Origin of the sequence: Desulfotignum phosphitoxidans DSM 13687 (genome assembly GCF_000350545.1) — a bacterium.
Classification (GTDB): Bacteria; Desulfobacterota; Desulfobacteria; order Desulfobacterales; family Desulfobacteraceae; genus Desulfotignum; species Desulfotignum phosphitoxidans.
Window position 1 is genome coordinate 407,980 of sequence record NZ_APJX01000004.1, and the last position, 18,520, is coordinate 426,499.

General features: G+C 51.8%; 18 protein-coding genes. 6 read left to right on the top strand and 12 right to left on the bottom strand.

Annotation, left to right across the window (positions count from 1 at the left end):
- Positions 1 to 78 precede the first annotated feature (78 nt).
- The 5 genes from DPO_RS11560 (at position 79) to DPO_RS11580 (ending at position 5,037) form a co-directional block, all read left to right on the top strand.
- Positions 79 to 285: a hypothetical protein gene (locus DPO_RS11560; protein WP_006966107.1), complete on the top strand. Its 207-nt coding sequence runs from the start codon at positions 79 to 81 to the stop codon at positions 283 to 285.
- A 33-nt stretch (positions 286 to 318) separates the two neighbouring features.
- Positions 319 to 1,392 carry a glycyl-radical enzyme activating protein gene (locus DPO_RS11565; protein ID WP_006966109.1) on the top strand — a complete coding sequence of 358 codons (1,074 nt, stop codon included), beginning with the start codon at positions 319 to 321 and terminating at the stop codon, positions 1,390 to 1,392.
- A 2-nt stretch (positions 1,393 to 1,394) separates the two neighbouring features.
- On the top strand, positions 1,395 to 2,423 hold the full coding sequence (locus DPO_RS11570) for a glycyl-radical enzyme activating protein (protein ID WP_006966111.1): 1,029 nt from the start codon (positions 1,395 to 1,397) through the stop codon (positions 2,421 to 2,423).
- A gap of 78 nt (positions 2,424 to 2,501) precedes the next feature.
- Positions 2,502 to 3,350 (top strand): AAA family ATPase, encoded by an 849-nt coding sequence (locus DPO_RS11575; RefSeq protein WP_006966113.1) that lies wholly within the window; start codon positions 2,502 to 2,504, stop codon positions 3,348 to 3,350.
- Positions 3,351 to 3,432: 82 nt separating this feature from the next.
- Positions 3,433 to 5,037, top strand: a complete 1,605-nt coding sequence (locus DPO_RS11580; RefSeq protein WP_236609951.1) for a vWA domain-containing protein — start codon at positions 3,433 to 3,435, stop codon at positions 5,035 to 5,037.
- A 111-nt stretch (positions 5,038 to 5,148) separates the two neighbouring features.
- On the opposite strand, the gene meaB is transcribed toward DPO_RS11580, so the two are convergent.
- From meaB to mce, 3 genes are read right to left on the bottom strand one after another with little or no spacing between them, the layout of a single operon-like run.
- Entirely contained in the window at positions 5,149 to 6,123 is a 975-nt protein-coding gene (gene meaB, locus DPO_RS11585; protein ID WP_006966117.1) for a methylmalonyl Co-A mutase-associated GTPase MeaB, read from the bottom strand.
- A gap of 3 nt (positions 6,124 to 6,126) precedes the next feature.
- Positions 6,127 to 8,247 (bottom strand): methylmalonyl-CoA mutase, encoded by a 2,121-nt coding sequence (gene scpA, locus DPO_RS11590; RefSeq protein WP_006966119.1) that lies wholly within the window; start codon positions 8,245 to 8,247, stop codon positions 6,127 to 6,129.
- Between the two features lie 57 nt (positions 8,248 to 8,304).
- Positions 8,305 to 8,706: a methylmalonyl-CoA epimerase gene (gene mce / locus DPO_RS11595; protein WP_006966121.1), complete on the bottom strand. Its 402-nt coding sequence runs from the start codon at positions 8,704 to 8,706 to the stop codon at positions 8,305 to 8,307.
- A 297-nt stretch (positions 8,707 to 9,003) separates the two neighbouring features.
- Here mce and DPO_RS11600 point away from each other — a divergent pair, with 297 nt between their 5' ends.
- Positions 9,004 to 10,029, top strand: coding sequence for a tRNA dihydrouridine synthase (locus DPO_RS11600; protein WP_006966123.1), 1,026 nt, complete (start codon positions 9,004 to 9,006; stop codon positions 10,027 to 10,029).
- Positions 10,030 to 10,040: 11 nt separating this feature from the next.
- On the opposite strand, the gene DPO_RS11605 is transcribed toward DPO_RS11600, so the two are convergent.
- The 9 genes from DPO_RS11605 to DPO_RS11645 form a co-directional block, all read right to left on the bottom strand.
- Positions 10,041 to 10,337 (bottom strand): hypothetical protein, encoded by a 297-nt coding sequence (locus tag DPO_RS11605; RefSeq protein WP_006966126.1) that lies wholly within the window; start codon positions 10,335 to 10,337, stop codon positions 10,041 to 10,043.
- Between the two features lie 14 nt (positions 10,338 to 10,351).
- Positions 10,352 to 11,635 (bottom strand): SPOR domain-containing protein, encoded by a 1,284-nt coding sequence (locus tag DPO_RS11610; RefSeq protein ID WP_006966128.1) that lies wholly within the window; start codon positions 11,633 to 11,635, stop codon positions 10,352 to 10,354.
- Positions 11,632 to 13,632 (bottom strand): transglycosylase domain-containing protein, encoded by a 2,001-nt coding sequence (locus DPO_RS11615; RefSeq protein WP_006966130.1) that lies wholly within the window; start codon positions 13,630 to 13,632, stop codon positions 11,632 to 11,634. Before DPO_RS11615 ends, DPO_RS11610 begins: the two co-directional genes overlap by 4 nt.
- On the bottom strand, positions 13,629 to 14,504 hold the full coding sequence (locus DPO_RS11620) for a hypothetical protein (protein ID WP_006966133.1): 876 nt from the start codon (positions 14,502 to 14,504) through the stop codon (positions 13,629 to 13,631). The genes DPO_RS11615 and DPO_RS11620 overlap by 4 nt, the downstream gene beginning before the upstream one ends.
- 8 nt (positions 14,505 to 14,512) lie before the next feature.
- Entirely contained in the window at positions 14,513 to 15,121 is a 609-nt protein-coding gene (locus DPO_RS23930) for a zinc-ribbon domain-containing protein (protein ID WP_006966135.1), read from the bottom strand.
- Positions 15,118 to 16,290 carry a type IV pilus twitching motility protein PilT gene (locus DPO_RS11630; RefSeq protein ID WP_006966137.1) on the bottom strand — a complete coding sequence of 391 codons (1,173 nt, stop codon included), beginning with the start codon at positions 16,288 to 16,290 and terminating at the stop codon, positions 15,118 to 15,120. Before DPO_RS11630 ends, DPO_RS23930 begins: the two co-directional genes overlap by 4 nt.
- Positions 16,291 to 16,314: 24 nt before the next feature.
- Entirely contained in the window at positions 16,315 to 17,397 is a 1,083-nt protein-coding gene (locus DPO_RS11635; protein ID WP_006966139.1) for a type IV pilus twitching motility protein PilT, read from the bottom strand.
- A 62-nt stretch (positions 17,398 to 17,459) separates the two neighbouring features.
- Positions 17,460 to 17,960, bottom strand: a complete 501-nt coding sequence (locus tag DPO_RS11640) for a DivIVA domain-containing protein (protein WP_006966141.1) — start codon at positions 17,958 to 17,960, stop codon at positions 17,460 to 17,462.
- Between the two features lie 31 nt (positions 17,961 to 17,991).
- Complete coding sequence (locus DPO_RS11645; RefSeq protein ID WP_006966143.1) at positions 17,992 to 18,294, bottom strand: YggT family protein; 303 nt, start codon at positions 18,292 to 18,294, stop codon at positions 17,992 to 17,994.
- Positions 18,295 to 18,520: the final 226 nt, after the last annotated feature.

Here is an 18,520-nt window from a genome sequence, read left to right on the forward strand (position 1 = left end):
TTAAATCATCCCCGGACTTTTGACCGACCGTCCGGGGATGACCCCTAATCCATTATTTTTTAATTAAGGAGTAGATTGATGGCAACCTGTAAAGAATGTAAATTCCTCACCCCCTCCCCTACCGGAGATCCCACCACCGGTGTATGCCTGGTGGAAAGAATGCAGCTCTCTGTTACTCAGAAGACCAAGACAGCCATCAGGGGAAAGATGGTACAAAAAGCCATGGAGGCTTGTCCGAAATTTGAAGCTGGTGAATCATGGAAAGATATTAAAAACCTGCTGTAAGTTCTAATTTCAAATAACGAAGGGTGGACAATCATGACAATTAGTGACTCCGATATAAAACATCTGGTTACACATATACAACATTTTTCTGTCAATGATGGCCCCGGCATCCGGACTACTGTTTTTTTAAAAGGCTGTCCATTGAATTGCGCATGGTGCCACAATCCGGAAAACATCCATACCTTTCAGGAATTTTTCTATCACGAGGACAAATGCGTAAAATGTGGTGACTGTGCTGAGCATTGCCCGGAAAATGTCATTATTCCACCCCGGATTCAATATGTGGAAAATCCTGTCCAGAGTGTCCGATTCGGGGATGGGGATGGGTCCATTCCCACAAGCCTTCGGGGACATCATCCTCCCCCCGCTTTTTCCGTTGAAAAGGAAATCGAAGCAATTGATCCCCCTCGTATCGACCGCGAAAAATGCACACGATGCATGGTCTGTGTGGATGTTTGCACCCATGATGCCTTGACTTTCGTCAGCACCTTGAAAAGCGTAGAAGACATCTTCGACGACGTTTTGAAAGACGACATCTTTTATAAGTCTTCCGGAGGCGGGTTCACGGTTTCGGGCGGAGAACCCCTCATGCATCCGGATATGACCTTGGCGTTGCTAAAGCGAGCCAAAAAAGAAGGATTAAACACCGTCCTGGATACCTGTGGATTTGCCAACTGGAATTCCAGTCAACCCATTCTTAAATATGTAGACCTGATAATGCTGGATATCAAATCCCTGGACGATCAGAAACACAAAAAATGGACCGGCGTATCCAACCAGCTGATTCTGGAAAATGCCAAAAAAATGTCCCAGACTGGTATCCCGATGCGCCTCAGACTACCCATTATCCATTCGGTGAATTTCTGGGATATTCAATATCCCAAAGACATTGTCACATTTGCCAGAACCTTGGGTAAAAACATCTGCGGCATAGATCTTCTCCCGTTTCACAATTTTGCGGCTAAAAAATTCGGAAATATCGGCAGAAAAGGTTATTTTGATACTTTTCCCAATATTTTTAGAAAAGAGATAGAAGATTATAAAGACATCATAAGGAAGGGCGGGCCCTGGCAGACAACCATCGGCGGGTTGATCGGAGTACAATGAAAATGAAACAGCAAATGGGCATCCTCACCAATATACAGAAATTTGCCTCCAATGACGGACCGGGCATTCGAACCACGGTGTTTCTGAAAGGCTGCCGGCTGAACTGCAAGTGGTGCCACAATCCGGAAGGAGTAAGACACTTTCCTGAAGTGTTTCATTTCTGGCCCAACTGCATCAACTGCGGGAATTGCAGAACAATATGTCCGGCCGATGCCATGACCGAAACCCGAAAAGCACCGACATATCCCGATCAAAAAGGCTGGAAAGGAAAAATCGGTTCAAAAATCATTACCATCAACAAAGAAAAATGTCTGAACTGTTTCCAATGTGTTGAAGTCTGTGATTTCGATGCCTTGGTCGTCAGTGGAAAATTCATGACCGTGGACGAAGTTATGGATGAAGTTGAAAAAGACATTTTATTTTACAATGAGTCGGGCGGCGGCCTGACCCTTTCCGGAGGAGAACCTACGGCCCAACCGGAATTCACCATGGCCTTGCTGAAGGCGGCAAAGGAAAAAAAGATCAACACCGCTTTGGATACCAGCGGATATCAATCCTGGCCCATTCTGGAAAAAATTCTGGATTATACAGATTATGTCCTGTACGATCTTAAACACCTTGACCGCAAAAAACACATTAATTTTACCGGTGTCTCAAACGATCTGATTTTAGAGAACCTTGAAAAAATTATATCCCGGAATGATCTTACCACATACATACGTGTACCGCTCCTTCCTGGAGTGAATGATTCTGAAGAAAATCTTCAGGCAACCGGAAAATACATCCAATCACTGGGTCTAAAAACGGTTTATCTGTTGCCGGCTCATCCGTTTGCAGGTCAGTCCTATCGCCTTGTAGGCATTGACTACCCGTTTCCCATTGGAGAAAGTTATCCTGAAGAAAAAGCGAAAATCGCTCAAACCATACTGACGTCCTACGGCCTTGATGTGAAAATGTGGATCGCCTGGGTTGAAGACCACATCTCAGACAAGTCTTCATTAAATCAGACCGATACAGTTCTCACAAAGTGATATGGTCTATTGTACCTTGCAAAATAATGACTTTGAAACCCGATCACTTTCAATCAACTTCAATACATAGGTGATGAATTGAACGATAAAACAAATGCCACCCTGACAGTTCCTGAAAATGATCCTTTTTTTTATGCGGACAGCAATACACTGAACCTCTTGGACAGACTCCACAAAATTTCTGAAAAACACCCAGTGAATATCCTTGTCGCAGGACGGCAAGGATGCGGAAAATCTTCTATTGTCAGACAATTTGCAGCTGTGCATAAAAAACCTCTGGCCACGTTTCAGGTAGGCATCCTTTCAGAACCTGGACAGCTTTTTGGCGAATATACCCTGGAAAATGGTGAAACCCGTTATAAACAATTTCTGTTCCCAATGGCCCTTCAAACCCCCAACTGCATTATTCATCTTGAAGAAATCAACCGGCCCGAAAACCCCAAGGCGCTGAATATGCTTTTTTCAATTCTGTCCGATGACCGACAGGTCTGGATGGATGAGCTGGGTTTGCTGAAAGTTGCGCCCGGAGTGATCTTTTTCGCCACCTTGAACGAAGGAGATGATTTTGTCGGTACAGAACTCCTTGACCCAGCTCTTCGCGACAGATTTCATGTCATTCTGATGGACTTCCTTCCTAATGACGTTGAAAAAGAAGTGCTAATCAATAAAACCCATGTCGGTGTCGAACAGGCAGATACCATTATTGACGCGGTCAACACCTTGAGGAGTGATTTTGAACTTTCGGTGGAGGTTTCAACCCGGACCGTTCTCATGATCGGAGAAATGGTTGCGGTGGGAGCCACACTCAAAGAAGCTTTGACCACGTGTCTGCAGACCAGCAAGGAAACTCTGGAATCCATTTTGCTATCCCTGCATGTCAAACATGGATATTTAGAAAAAGACAGTTATGAATACCGAAAGTTCTAAAAAAAACAGGGAAAGCCCACAGTGTTTCAAAATTGCTGAGGAGGATGGATATTCAGAGTTCTGGCGAAGAGACAAATCACCAGTGGAAACCCTTGAACTTGCGAAACTTCTGGTTTCTCTCAGAAAAGTCGTATCCCATGTCGGACGTAATGCCGGGACAGTGTCATGGAAAGACACCATTGAAAGTGAAATCATCATAGACCCGAACCCTGTGCTTGGCAAATATCCGGTACCAGCCTCAGAAACAGACAAACTGGTGGGACAGGCAATTCATCTGGCCTATAAAAATATTGAAATGAGCGATTATGCACTTAAGCTCGCAAAATCAAGATTGAACCTGTCTTTCCGCTATATGTACAAATTCGAATTGTATTTTAAAACATGCGAAAGCGTATATTTTGACAATCTTTCAAACCAGACAATATTGAGTGTATATACTGAAAAATCGAGGAAGAAAAAAATTCAGGATGCACTGGATGTCACTTCCCATCCTCCTTCTCTGGCTGAACTGTTTGCCATATGGTGGGACATTGCTGCGCAAAGGAGGGAGGCCCGGTATCTGGAAGAATATACCGACACCTCGGCCCGGAGATTGATGGGACAATCTAGTCTTGAAAAATTTTACAAAAAACCGATCCGGATATTAAACAATATGGTCCCGGCCCTGATTCAAGAATGTCCGAAAATCAACGGGGTCTCGGAACGATGCGATTTCCGGTCCAAACTGTACTTGTCAACCTGGGAAGAACTGTTCGCCTATATCAAATTCTGGCCCATTGATAATTCTGATGTATTTTTGCAGGCCAGAAAACAGGAAGCCCAGCATCTGAAAGGGATAAAAAAATCCTTGACCCTGCCGGAACTGATTTTTTCCGAAAAATTGGGAAAAGTTGTCAAAAAAGAAATTTCTCCCATCAAAGACATTCTAAAAGAACAGATGATTGACAGCTCAGCAGTTGCCGTGGAAGAAAATCATATCGTGCTGCCAGCCGACAATTATGTAAACAAAAAACTGCTTCAGGACCTGGCCTCGGTGTTCAAGGCCGTGGCGGTCCGGGAAAACATTTACAACCGGGGACTTACCAGCGGTAGTATTGATCGACGGAGACTTTACCGGGCACACACATCAGGGACGATATTCAATATCAAAAAAAATGAATTCAATCTGCTCAATGATATCACTCTCATCATTGACGCCACCGGATCAATGGCAGCGACCAACAAATGGGAACATACCCAGGAGATATTTCAGACCCTGTTTCTGGCCATCGAAAAATTCAATAAAAAAGCAAGTCTTTTTGCCTATAATGAAGTCCGTGACCGTTGTCTGCTGACAGAACTTTACAAAAAAGGAAAATTTTATACCATCCAGCCCCATGGGAAAACCGCGTCCGGTGAAATTCTCAAGACCCTGGTCCAAAGAATCAAAAGCAAAAATAAAAAACCGATTTTCATCCACATTACGGATGGTGCCTCCAATTGGGGTTGTCCTGTTCAAGAGGCTATCAATCTTTGCAAAGAGAACAGAGTCTTACTTTTAACCATTGGTGTGAACTGCAGCGAGGAAAACCAGACCCTTCTAAAATCCGAATACGGCAAACTGGTTCAATTTGCGAAAACAGCCGATCAACTTCCAGGGTTGCTGCGAAATCTACTCAACCGAGGGAAGAGGACGTTTTCGCAATAATACAAATTCATGTGATCCTAAATTTCTCTCAGGCATTGGAGAGCTTCTTGACGGACAATTCTTGACCATAAATTTATTGGGTATGCATGCGGACGACATTCTCAAACATCTTTACCAATATGAGAGAAGTTTCTCAGCCGCAGCCGAAGGAGTGATCTTCTCATCCCGGACCTGCTGGGAAAGCACCGGAATTTGCCTACAGATGGCTTCGTGGTTATGAAAACGTCTTTTCAACCCGTCTTCCACCAGGGTCCACATCCACTCCAGAGCCTGACTTTTGCGGCGCTGGTCAAACTCCCCGGACCGCTTGACAATGTCCTGATGTGCCCGCACTTTTTCCCATACGGGCACGGTGCCGTTTTTTTCAACGGACGAGCAGGTCATCACCGGGGTCTGCCAGGAGGCGGTTGCCGGCAGGATCAGGTGCATGGCGTTTTCCAGGTCTTTTTTGGCCCGGGCCACCCGGTCCTGGTTGTCCCCGTCCGCCTTGTTGATGGCAATGCCGTCCGCCAGTTCCAGGACCCCTTTTTTGATACCCTGGAGCTCATCCCCGGCCCCGGCGATCATGAGCACCAGGAAAAAATCCACCATGGCGGCCACGGCCGTTTCAGACTGGCCCACGCCCACGGTTTCCACCAGGATCACATCAAAACCGGCCGCCTCGCACACCAGCATGGTCTCCCGGGTTTTGGCGGCCACACCCCCTAAGGTCTCGCCGGCAGGGGACGGCCGGATAAAGGCGTTGGCGTGGACGGCCAGTTTTTCCATCCGGGTCTTGTCCCCCAGAATGGATCCACCGCTGCGCCGGCTGGAGGGGTCCACGGCCAGCACGGCCACCTGGTGGCCGGCATCCGCCAGATAGACCCCTAAATTTTCAATAAACGTGCTCTTGCCCACCCCGGGCACACCCGTGACGCCCAACCGGGTGCTGTTGCCGGCCATGGGCAGAATCTGCTCCATGATCTTTGCCGCCATCTCCTGGTGGGCCGGCACCCTACTTTCGATCAGGGTCATGGTTTTGGCGATCATGCGCCGGTTCCGGTCTTTGACCCCCTGAATCAGGGTTTCCAGATCCATTTCCGGCATTTTTTACGCCCCCAGGATATTCAAAATCTGGTTGGCGGAATCGGTCACCACGGTACCGGGCCCGAAAATGCCGGCCGCGCCGGCCGTTTTCAAAAACGCATAATCCCCGGGCGGGATAATACCGCCCACCACCACCTGGATGTCGGACGCTCCCTGTTTTTCCAGTTCATCGATCACCTGGGGCACCAGGGTTTTATGGCCGGCGGCCAGGCTGGACACCCCCACCACATGGACATCGTTTTCCACGGCCATTTTGGCGGCTTCCTCCGGGGTCTGGAACATGGGGCCTAAATCCACGTCAAACCCGAAATCCGCATATGCCGTGGCAATCACCTTGACGCCCCGGTCATGGCCGTCCTGGCCCATTTTGGACAACAAAATTCTGGGCCGCCGGCCGGTTTTTTTCTCGAAATCCGCCGTGCGTTTGCGCAGCGATGCCAGAATCTCCGGGTCCGTGTTCTGGGCATACACCCCGGAAATACACTGGGTGGTGGCCACAAACCGGGTGAACACCTTTTCCATGGCATCGGAGATCTCCCCCACCGTGGCTCTGGCCCGGACGGCGGGCAGGCAGGCGGCCAAAAGGTTGCCCCCGGTTTCACACGCCGCTGTGATCTCATCCAGGGCTTTTTTCACAGCCTCGCCGTCCCGGGTTTTCCGGGTCTGTTCCAGGCGGGCCACCTGTTCGTTGCGCACCTCTTCAGACACTTCTCTCACCGGGATCGGGGTTTCATCGTCCACCCGGTATTTGTTGACGCCCACAATCACATCCTTGCCCTGGTCGATGCGGGCCTGGCGCTTTGCCGCCACCTCTTCGATGCGCATCTTGGGCATGCCTGACTCGATGGCTTTGGCCATGCCGCCCAGGTCCTCGATCTCTTGCAGGATCTTTCGGACCTCGTCGATGATGTTCTGGGTCAGGGTTTCCACATAATAGGACCCGCCCAGAGGATCCACCACATCACAGATATGGGATTCCTCCTGAACAATGATCTGGGTGTTGCGGGAAATCCGGGCAGAGAGTTCCGTGGGCAGGCCCACGGCTTCGTCAAAGGAGTTGGTGTGCAGGCTCTGGGTGCCGCCCAGCACGGCGGACAGGCACTCCAGGGTGGTGCGGACAATGTTGTTGTAAGGATCCTGCTGGGTCAGGCTCCACCCCGATGTCTGGCAGTGGGTCCGCAGCATCTTGGATTTGGGGTTTTTGGGATTGAACTGACTCATCAGCTCGGCCCACAAAAACCGGGCCGCTCTGAGCATGGCAATGTCCATGAAAAAATTCATGCCGATACCGAAGAAAAAAGACAGCCTGGGGGCAAACTTGTCGATATCCAGGCCCGTGGCCAGGGCCGCCTTGACATATTCCAGCCCGTCGGCCAGGGTAAAGGCGGTCTGGAGCACGGAATCGGCCCCGGCTTCCATGATGTGGTACCCGGAAATACTGATGGTGTTGAATTTGGGCATATGATCCGAACAGAACCCGATGATGTCGGAAATGATCCGCATGGACGGTTCCGGGGGATAGATATAGGTGTTGCGGGTCAGATATTCCTTGAGAATGTCGTTTTGAATGGTGCCCGTGAGCTGCTCATGGCTGACCCCCTGCTCTTCGGCCGCCACGATATACCCGGCCAGAATCGGCAGCACGGCCCCGTTCATGGTCATGGACACGGACATTTGGTCCAAAGGGATCTGATCGAACAAAATTTTCATGTCTTCCACGGAATCGATGGCCACGCCGGCTTTGCCCACATCGCCTGCCACTCTGGGATGATCCGAATCATAGCCCCGGTGGGTGGCCAGGTCAAAGGCCACGGACAGCCCTTTCTGGCCGGCGGCCAGGTTTTTGCGGTAAAATTCGTTGGATTCCTTTGCCGTGGAAAACCCGGCATACTGGCGGATGGTCCAGGGCCTTCCTGCATACATGGTGGCTTTGGGTCCCCGGACAAAGGGATCGAATCCCGGCAGGGTGCCGGCACATGCCAGGTCTTGGGTGTCCAGATCCGTGTACAAGGGTTTGATGTCGATCCCTTCGGGTGTTTTTTTAGTCAGAGACGACAGCGGTTTTCCCCGCAGTTCCTTTTCGGCCAGCGCTTCCCATTTTTGAATATCAGACGGATGAGACATGGTTATCCTCCAGATTTGTCTGTCACAGGTTATGTCAGGGGTTGGTTATTTTCTTTGTTACCGTTCACACAACTCCACCAGCACCCCGGCCGTGGCCTTGGGGTGCAGAAACGCGATTTTGGCACCGCCGGCCCCTTTTCTGGGGGTTTGATCGATCAGCTGAATCCCTTTTTCCTTGAGTTCGGCCAGGGCCTCTTCGATATTTTCCACCTGAAACGCCACATGCTGGATGCCTTCGCCTTTTTTCTCGATGTATTTGGCAATGGGCCCGTCCGGGGCTGTGGATTCCAGGAGCTCCACCTCGCTTTCCCCCACGGGCAGAAATGCGGTGGTCACTTTCTGTTCTTCAACGGTTTCCTTGCCTTCCAAAGAAAGCCCCAGCCCGTGTGTCCAGAAATTTTTCCGGCCGTCAATGCTGTTGACGGCAATGCCCAGATGATCGATTTTCAATATTTTCATTCTGATCCTCCCTTTTTTACACCTGGTTGACCCATTGTTTTCACAATCTCTATCTATAGTGGGATCACCTAATGAAAGTCAACCTTAATTGATTATAATAGAATGCTAATTAAAATCAGGATGTTCAGCAGACGCGTAACCATCGGAATTCACCCGGATTCACAAGAAAGGCCCGGGCCGATCAGCAGCAGGCCGTCCGGCACAGGTCATTTCATCCACCGGGATTGACATTTTCACCCACGGTCACTATGTTCTTGCGCATCTTTATCGACCCGAAACCATGGAATTTAACAGACAATGACCCCATCCGATCTGGCCCGATACCTGAAAACCCCGCTGGCCATCGGCGACAAAACCATCAACGGCCGCATGGTTCTGGCCCCTATGGCCGGCATCGGACATGTGGCGTTCCGGGAACTGATTGCAGAACAGGGGGGGTGCGCACTGCTGTTCACGGGCATGTGTTCGGCCAAAGCCGTTCCCCATGAAAACCCGGCCATATCCATGGTGTTTCGCTGGCGCACCCGGGAACTGCCCTTCACGGTGTGCCAGATCTTTGGATCCGATCCGGACGACATGGCCCGGGCCGCCCGGCGCATCGAAAAAGAGGGCTTTTTCGGGGTGGACCTGAATTTCGGGTGTTCCGTGGCGGCCATCTGTAAAAAAGGGTGCGGGGCCGCATTGCTGAAAACCCCGGACCAGGCGGTCCGCATTGTGGCGGCCGTCAGACAGGCCGTGGACATTCCCGTGTTTGTCAAATTCCGCACGGGATGGGCGGATGACCCGCAATTTGCCGCAGACATGGCCTCACGGTTTGAACATGCCGGGGCTGATGCTTTGACCTTTCACCCCCGGGTGGCGCCGGACCGCCGCAACCGGCCGCCCCGATGGGATGCCATCACTAGGGTGAACCAGGCCGTGGCCATCCCCGTCTTTGGCAACGGCAATGTTTTCACCATGGAAGATGGGATACGTATGCTGACACAAACCAAATGTCAGGGCCTGTCACTGGGCCGCATGGCTGTGGCGCAACCCTGGATTTTCGCCCGGTGGACGAATGCTGCGCAAGTGGATGAAGCGATCTATCACACCACGGCCCGGCACCTGCTCGACCTGCTGGACCATCACTATCCAGCCCCTTTCAACCTGAAGCTGTTCAAGAAATTCGCCCCCTATTTCTGCGCCAATTTCAAGTTCTCCCTGTTTCTGCTGAAACAAATCAACCAGGCCAAAACCATGGAAGAGATGAAACAGCGCATTGACGACCTGTTTGTTCCCTGCCCCAAAACCCTGTCTGTTCCCAATTTAAGCCTGTTTGTCTAAATGGTTCCGACTTACAGCCCCAGGATGCTCAACCCCTCTTCAAGTTCAAAATAAGGTTTGATCTCATACTGATATCCCGGCACACCGAAATAAATGGCCAGGCTGTCCCCGATGGCCTGCAATCCTTCTGCCAGCCGGCTGTTATCCAGTTCATAATAGGTCAAAGAATGCATGCCCGTGCGTTTGCTGGCCGAGATGTAAGGGCCTTTTTTGGTGATGAAATCCGGCAGAGGCGGGGCGGTCAGGTACCGTTTGGCAATCTCTTTGGTGCTTTCCGGGGGATAGGTGACATTGGAAACAACGATCATGGTGACACTCCTTTTCAGTCTTTGTTACTCACAAAAAACTCTTCAATAATATTTTCTGATATCAAATGGTTGCCGTATGCAGCCGCCATTTGCCTGTCTTCAAATTCAGACACCTGGATCAGATACCAGGTGTTGCCGCCGCCCGTGGTTGTTTTTATCCTTGCATCCACACCCTTTTGCGTCAAATTCACCACAAACTGTCTGGCATGGTTCTCTTTCAAGTATGCCGCCACCTGAATGGTAAAGGGTTTTGGCACACGTTCTTCAATCACGGTTTTGGTTTTTTCCACGGGTTCCGGCTCGTCAACAAAAAACACCGGATAAAAGATGAACATGAGCGCTCCTGCGCACAACGCCCCTATGATGCCGGCTTTCAGATAAAACCGCCACCGGGCCTGAATGGGGCGGCCGGACCCATCATGCGGGTTTATAAAAGGAATCGCTGCCCACCCGGCCCCGGCAACGCGGTAACGCAGGTTTCGCCCTGCCTGCCGGATTTTTTCCAGGATCCCGGCAACAGGCACGGATGGCCTGATTGTTTTTCCTGAAATGGCTTGTTTTCCGGATGCTTCCCGGATCGCCTCATCGGAATAGACCGCCTTTTTCCGGAACGGGGTGCCTGTCAGCCTTTGAATATCCTGCTGAAAATCGATCTTTAAATCAGGATCTTCCATCACCTTTGCATACACTTGTCTGGCAATGAAATCCATTCGCCCGGTGTCCAGAAAAACCCGGGCCAGCAGCGGCACCAATCCGGAATTTCTGTGATGCGTCTGAGCCAGACGGGTCAGCAGGGCCTGGTCTCTGGTTGTCACCTCGTCATCTTTTGCCAGCTGTTCCAGCCACAGGGCCGCCAATGCATCATCATGGGGTTCCAATGACAGATATACCCAGACCGCCTGCCTGAAAGCATCGGATTTTCTGTCAAATGTCAGTGCAAACCGGGCCAGAGACCGGGTCATCAATAATGTCAATTTTTTTGATCGGACCGGAGACGGTAAAAACGAATCATAGATCCGGACCGCCTGAAGGTATTTTTTTTCAGCCCGGGCCGGAATACCGGCCTGTTCCCACACTTTTGCCTCATGAATCCGTTTTTGAATCATCCGGACGCCGGCCAGATGCATCAAAGCACTGATCACACCGAAACAGACACCGGTCAAACCGATAAAAAACCCCGCCTGCCACGGACGGGAACTCAATTGACTGAACCAGGGCAAAAAATAAAAACAAGCCGGCACTGCCACCATCAGGGTCAGCCAGAGCCGGATACTGATATTTCTCAACCATGGGATCACCGAACGGTTTCTCCACAAAGAACCTGTCCTCGTTTCACAGCCACAATAATTCCGGGGCGGGAATCCCGGGAATCCATGGGACACCCCGTATCCGGATCTATTTTTTCAAACCGGATCTCCCTTGGCACCGGAAAATTCCTTTCCGGTTCATCCGCCAGTGCCTGTTGCATGAACCGGGCCCAAATCGGGGCCGCGCCCCTGCCGCCGGTAATTCCGGCCCCGTTTTTGTCCCGCAGCGGGTCCCGCTTGTCAAATCCGACCCATACGGAAGTGCATAAGGTCGGGGTGAATCCGGTAAACCAGGCATCCATGAAATTGTTGGAAGTGCCTGTTTTTCCGGCACAGGACCGGGTGAACCCATGGTCCCGGACCCTTCGGCCGGAACCGGTGTCCACCACTGCTTTCATCATATCCACCACCTGGTAGGCGATGGCCGGGTCCAGCACGGGCTGGTCCTGAACAATGTGTTCGAACAGAACCCGGCCAAAGGCGTCCTCCACCCGCCAGAACAAAAACGGATCATGCCGGATCCCTGAGTTGGCAAACACGGAAAATGCGGCCGTCATTTCCAGCGGCGTGACATCGGCAGTGCCCAGGGCAATGGAAAAGACATCCTGCATCGGGCTGTTGATGCCGCATCTTCTGGCCGTATCAATCACGGCATCCGGCCCGGTGCGTTGAACCAGCTGGGCCGCAACGGTATTCACGGACCGGGTCAGTGCGGTTTTCAACACCATATTTCCCTGAAATCTGCGTTCAAAATTTCGCGGCTGCCAGTCCGGGGCTCCTGTCACGGGAATGGTCACGGATTGATCGGTCATCAGGGTGCCCGGGTGCAGCCCGTCTTTTTCAAATGCCGCATAATAGACAAACGGTTTAAATCCGCTACCGGCCTGACGCCGGGCATGGGTGGCCCGGTTGAATTCACTGTCAAAATAATCACGCCCCCCCACCATGGCCCGCACGGCACCCGTGGCCGGTTCAATGGCCACCAGTGCCCCCTGGGGCCGGGACGGTTTTTCACCTGAAATGCCCATTTCCTGATCCAGCCGATCCAGGCCCTGCCGCAACGAGAGCTTTGCCAGGTCCTGGAGCCGGGGATCCAGGGTGGCATAGACACGGATGCCGCCGTTGTACACCACATTTTCGCCATAGACATCGATCAGCGACTTGACCAGTGCATCCAGAAAATAACTCCCGCTTCGGGCATCTTTTTTCTCCCGGTTGAGTTCCGGTATGTCCGATGCCGCCAGGGCCGCCTGATCTTCAGAGATATACCCCGTGTCCTTCATGCGCTGCAACACCAATTGTCTTCGTTTCAGGGCCCGGTCCATATGACGAAACGGGTTATAGGCCGTGGGGGATTTGGGCAGGCCTGCCAAAAGCGCTGCCTCGGACAGGGTCAAATCCCGGGCTGATTTTCCGAAAAACGTGTCCGCCGCTTTTTCAATGCCCTGGGCACCGGCACCGAAATGAATCTGATTGATATAGACTTCCAGGATTTCCGCCTTGGAATGGGTGACCTCGATCTGAAACGATACCAAAAGCTCCCTGAATTTTCTGGAAAACGACTGTTCAAAGGAAAAAAACAGATTTTTGGCCAGCTGCTGGGTAATGGTGGAGGCCCCCTCCACCCGGCCGGGTTCAAACAGGGTGACATACAAAGCCTTTGCCGTTCGAAGCTTGTTGATGCCGTGATGCTGAAAAAACCGGTGGTCTTCCGTGGCCACAATGGCATTGATGAAATCAGGAGACACCCGGTTCAAAGGAACGCTTTCCCGCTCGCCCAGACGCAGCACCACCTGGCCGGAGGCATTGTACACAAGGCTCTGGGGGGTTTCAATGATCCGGCTCAGATCTTCCGGCAACCGGGGCAGATCCGAGGCCGTATACAGTATCAGGAGGGTGACCCCAAAAATACCCGTACAAACCAGCATGAGACCTGTAAAAAAGACCAGGCGCGCCGCCTTCCATATGCCGGAAGAAATGCCTTTCATGAATGGGCCCCTTTGAGGATCAGGCCCAGCTGCCATACGGTCCACTCCCTGGCATTGACAAACAGCACCCGGACCCCGTTCAGGTGGCGGAATTCAAAGCCCAGCCGAATGAATCCGTCTTGGGCTTCGTTCCAGATCCCCACCCGGGAAATGACGCCTTCCTGATCCAGCAGCAGACCCGTATCCGGCAACAGGTCCGGAATCATTTCCGGAGGCAGCTTAAATACGGCATCAAAAAACCGGTTTACCGGATAAATGCGGCCTGAAAATTCATCAAATGACTCCAGCGTGCCGTGTTTCAGATATTTTTTTTCCGTGATGGCCGTCAGGGTATCCTGTGTGAGTTCAATCTGGTGGATCACCCGGTTTTCCGTGGTGATGAAATAGATCTTTATCCCGTTTTTCAGGCCTTCACAAAAAATGCGGTCCGTGACATCCCCGTTGAGCAGCCAAATGAGACGGGCCGGCTCCAGGATCTGCCTGGCATGGGTTAACGGCAGGGTCCGATACAGGTCTTTGAAATGCGACTTGTCCAGCGTGACCCATTCTCCGGGCAACAGATGATGGACAATACCGGAAAAAGAATCGGCACGGTGGGCGAACGCTTTGGTATCGCTTTTCCGGTCGATCAGCTGGCTCACGGTTTCGTGGGCCGTCAGGGTGTCCCGGCCCAGCTCCCACACCGCGCCCTTTTCAGGCCGGGTTTGATTGATGGCGGCCAGAAACCGGCCCAGAACCTGCTCCCCCCACCCAAACCGATATTCGGAAAATATCAGCATCACGGACAAAATCATCACGCTGATGTTTAAAAAGGAAACCGTCCGTTTCAACCGTTCCCGGATTCCAACGGATTCATACCATTCTATCGTCATAAAAGATATCAGGCCTTGCCCGCTGCTTTCATGGAATCCATGTACACCCGGTAAAAATCGGTATGGGCCTGGATCATCTGGGACAGAACCCCGGGCATCTGTGACAGTTGGTCCGGGCCGATCACCCCGTTGACACTGGCATGCAATGCCGTCATGGGATCGCCGGTTGTATAGGAACTGCCCATCAGCACCAGACAGATCGATCGCCGCACGGACATGTCCAGGGTGTTCATGTGCACTGAAACAATGTCGCCATCCGGATCGAACCGGTCTTCCAGCATGACCAGCGGATACACATGATAGGCCATTTTTTTAATGGCTTCATCCTTGTTCGGCGCTGTTTCCACAGTATATCCCAATTGCCCGGCCGCAGTCTTCGCCGGTTGCAGAAACGGTCCTTCCAAAGCCAGAATCAGGGCTCTGGGCTGATTCTGAACCGCGGTTTCCGGCCGGAGTCCGGAACCAGACCCGGCAGGGGTGCCGGTCCCGCTTTTTTGGGCCGGGATAATAATTTTTTCCTTGCATTTCGGACAATTGAGGACGGCATCCCTGTCTTTGGGGATTTTGTGGTCCGGAATGTTGAACTGGGAATGACAATTTTTGCACTGTATGTTCATGATTCAGGACCCCCTTTGTAGCCCCGGTCAATTTCCAGCGAGTCGATCTGGGTGGTGGATTCCCCCCGGGCGCTTTTGATGCTGTCCAGCCCCCGGCCCACCATGTCTTTTCTGGAGGCATAGGCCATGGCAACGGATTCATCAATTTTGCCCTCCCGGAAAAGGGACACGATATACTCGTCAAAGGTCACCATCCCCTGGGGTTTGCCGGCCATGATGATCTCATTGTAGGTTTTGCCTTCGGATTCCCCGTTGAGAATGGTATCTCTTACCCGCAGGTTGCTGGCCATGATTTCAAACGCCGCCACCCGGCCGCCACCGGTTTTGGGCAGCAGCCGCTGGGCCACCACCCATCTGACCGTGTCGGCCAGGCGGACACGGATCTGTTTTTCCTCCTGGGAGGAAAACATACCCAGAATCCGGTTGATGGTCTGTCCGGCATCCACAGTATGCAGGGTGGACAATACCAGATGGCCGGTTTCCGCGGCAGACAGTCCGATCTCCACGGTTTCCCGGTCCCGCATTTCTCCCACCAGAATCACTTTGGGGGCCTGGCGCAGGGCGGCCCGAAGCCCTGAGGCGAACGTGTCGAAATCCATGCCCAGTTCCCGTTGATTGAACGTGGACTGTTTCTGGGGATGCTGGTATTCAATGGGGTCTTCCAGGGTGATCACATGCACGGCCTGGGTGTCGTTGATCCGGTCCAGCAAGGCCGCCAGAGAGGTGGATTTTCCGGAACCCGTGCCGCCGGTCACAAAAATGATCCCGTTTTTTTCTTCTGACATCTTGAAAAAAGGGGCCGGCAGATTCAGATCTTCAATGGTGGGAATTTGGGTTTCCAGTTTCCGCAGCACAATGGCATACTTGCCGGACCGTGAAAAGATGTTCACCCGGAATCTGGCCTGGGTGCCCAGCTGGTAGGACAGATCGCAGGACCCTTCCCTCAGAAGGGTTTCGGTCAGTTTCCGATCATTGTGGATCAGGTTCAACGCGATGATTTCCGTCTGGAAGGGGGTCAACCGCTCAAAGTCCGGATCCATTTGCACCCGTGTCAATTTGCCTGAACTTTCCACCTGAAGCGGCTTTCCCGGTGTCAGGTTCAGATCGGACACATTGGGGTGGGCTGTCAGCATTCTGGATAAAATCTGATCGACCTGCTGCTTTTTCATGATTCTCCTGTCAATGTTCGCCCATCAGGCTTCGGTAAAATCCGTGGGCGGTTTTTTGAGGAAGGGGCGGAAAATACTTTTGTTGTTCGCTTTGCTGTAGGCTTCATCCGGGCTGATCCACCCTTTTTTGTACAATGTCATGATGGAGTCGTCCAGCAGCTGCATGCCGTATTGTTTTCCCGTCTGGATCATGGAAGGAATCTGATGGGTTTTGGATTCCCGGATGAGATTTCGCACTGCCGGGGTGGCCACCAGAATCTCCAGGGCCGCACACCGCCCTTTTTTGTCAATGCGTTTGAACAAAACCTGGGCCACCACGGCCCTGAGCCCATCGGACAGGGTGGAGCGGATCTGGGCCTGTTCCGAGGAAGGAAATACTTCAATGATCCGGTCCACGGTCTTCGCCGCACTGGATGTATGCAGGGTGCCGAACACCAAGTGACCTGTGGAAGCCGCTTCAATGGCCAGAGAAATGGTTTCCAGATCCCGCAGTTCCCCCACCAGGATAATATCCGGGTCCTCCCGCAGGGCCCCTCTCAAGGCGGCGGAAAAGGTATCGGTATGGGTCCCCACCTCCCGGTGGTTCACAATGCAGTTCTGGCTTTTGTGAACAAACTCGATGGGATCTTCCACCGTGATAATATGATCTTTTCTGGATCGGTTGGCCTGGTCGATAATGGCGGCCAGGGTGGTGGATTTACCGGATCCCGTGGGGCCGGTGACCAGCACCAGTCCCCGGGGCAGATCCGCCAGTTTTGAGATCACCGAAGGCAGCCCCAGCTGCTCCGCGGTCAGAATATCGGAGGGAATTTCACGAAATACGGCGGAAAGCCCGTTCTTCTGCATGAAATAATTGGCCCGGTACCGGGCCAGGCCCGGAATCTCATACCCGAAATCCACATCCCCGGTCTCTTCAAAGACTTTGATTTTCTCCTGGGAGGTGATTTCATACAGCATGGCCCGCAGTTTATCCGATGTCAGCCGGTCATACTTGATCCGTTCAATATCCCCGTTAAGCCGAAGCGCCGGCTGCTGTCCCGATGACAGGTGCAGATCGGACGCGCCCTGATCATGCATCAATTTGAAAAACGCATCTATTTGAGCCATGTGTGCCCTTTTTTAATAATTGGGTGTTTGGAATCTGCCGCTAAAAACGTTGTTTCGCAAAATCACGCCCGGTTGATAAATTTGAGCGTGGCATCGGTCTCATCGGCCGCCTTGTTTTCTTTCTTGCTCATTTCCAGTAATTTGGCATGAGACTCAATGACCGCACTGACCTGCATTTCCAGTTGAATCCGCTGGCGTTTGAGCTCCATGATATCACTGTGGAGTTGAGAAAGCCGTTTATGGGCCCGGTTCAGAATTTTTTCCGCTTCCACCTGGGCATTGGCAATGGTGACCTGGGCTGATTTTTTGGCGTTGTCCTTCATCTGATCCAATACGTTCTGGGATTGGATCATGGCGTTTTTCATGGCGTTTTCCCGTTTGCGGTACCCCTGATTCTCCAGGTCCAGCCGTCTTTTTTCTTCCGTCAGGTTTTCAATGGCCCGGTCCATGGACTCCATCTGAACGGCCACTTCTTCCAGAAATCCATCCACTTCCCGAACATCAAATCCCCTGAAACGGGTTTTGAATTCCTTTTGCCTGACCACCATTGATGTGATACCCATAAAGCCATCCTTTCCATCTGAAATCAAACGGTTACAACACCATGGACCGTGCCAGCCCATGCAGCGTGTTCACCACAAAGGTCTGAAGAAAGATAATACCCATCAGTACGACGATCGGTGAAATATCAATCCCTCCGAAATGGACGGGCAACCTTTTTCGGATCTGATAAAATACCGGTTCCGTTGCGGTATTGATGAACCGGACAATGGGGTTGTAAGGATCCGGGCTGACCCAGGACAACACCGCGCCGGCAATAACGATCCACATGTAAAGCGTTAATCCATAATCCAGCACCACAGCGACTGCTTCCAGAAAATTGGCCAATACAAGCATTCAAATACCCTTTCATGTATCATTTTTCCTGAATCTGTTATCAGGCAATCAGATAAAAATCAAGTTTTTTTACCTGGTTAGCAATCCAGAGTCAACCAAACAGCGTGTTTTGATCCAGCGGTTTTACGGCAACTCCCGCCATGAACCAATCCGGTATTATTCAGCCCCGGGCATGCGTTATGTGCTTGAATGTCGGCCAATGGTATGATAACTATGTGAATTATAT

What these genes read in the sequence shown, in the direction of transcription:
- DPO_RS11560 (WP_006966107.1), top strand. Translation starts at nt 79, where the DNA reads ATGGCAACCTGTAAAGAATGTAAATTCCTCACCCCCTCCCCTACCGGA.
- DPO_RS11565 (WP_006966109.1), top strand. Translation starts at nt 319, where the DNA reads ATGACAATTAGTGACTCCGATATAAAACATCTGGTTACACATATACAA.
- DPO_RS11570 (WP_006966111.1), top strand. Translation starts at nt 1,395, where the DNA reads ATGAAACAGCAAATGGGCATCCTCACCAATATACAGAAATTTGCCTCC.
- meaB (WP_006966117.1), bottom strand. Translation starts at nt 6,123, where the DNA reads ATGCCGGAAATGGATCTGGAAACCCTGATTCAGGGGGTCAAAGACCGG.
- scpA (WP_006966119.1), bottom strand. Translation starts at nt 8,247, where the DNA reads ATGTCTCATCCGTCTGATATTCAAAAATGGGAAGCGCTGGCCGAAAAG.
- mce (WP_006966121.1), bottom strand. Translation starts at nt 8,706, where the DNA reads ATGAAAATATTGAAAATCGATCATCTGGGCATTGCCGTCAACAGCATT.
- DPO_RS11600 (WP_006966123.1), top strand. Translation starts at nt 9,004, where the DNA reads ATGACCCCATCCGATCTGGCCCGATACCTGAAAACCCCGCTGGCCATC.
- DPO_RS11605 (WP_006966126.1), bottom strand. Translation starts at nt 10,337, where the DNA reads ATGATCGTTGTTTCCAATGTCACCTATCCCCCGGAAAGCACCAAAGAG.
- DPO_RS11615 (WP_006966130.1), bottom strand. Translation starts at nt 13,632, where the DNA reads ATGAAAGGCATTTCTTCCGGCATATGGAAGGCGGCGCGCCTGGTCTTT.
- DPO_RS11620 (WP_006966133.1), bottom strand. Translation starts at nt 14,504, where the DNA reads ATGACGATAGAATGGTATGAATCCGTTGGAATCCGGGAACGGTTGAAA.
- DPO_RS23930 (WP_006966135.1), bottom strand. Translation starts at nt 15,121, where the DNA reads ATGAACATACAGTGCAAAAATTGTCATTCCCAGTTCAACATTCCGGAC.
- DPO_RS11630 (WP_006966137.1), bottom strand. Translation starts at nt 16,290, where the DNA reads ATGAAAAAGCAGCAGGTCGATCAGATTTTATCCAGAATGCTGACAGCC.
- DPO_RS11635 (WP_006966139.1), bottom strand. Translation starts at nt 17,397, where the DNA reads ATGGCTCAAATAGATGCGTTTTTCAAATTGATGCATGATCAGGGCGCG.
- DPO_RS11640 (WP_006966141.1), bottom strand. Translation starts at nt 17,960, where the DNA reads ATGGGTATCACATCAATGGTGGTCAGGCAAAAGGAATTCAAAACCCGT.
- DPO_RS11645 (WP_006966143.1), bottom strand. Translation starts at nt 18,294, where the DNA reads ATGCTTGTATTGGCCAATTTTCTGGAAGCAGTCGCTGTGGTGCTGGAT.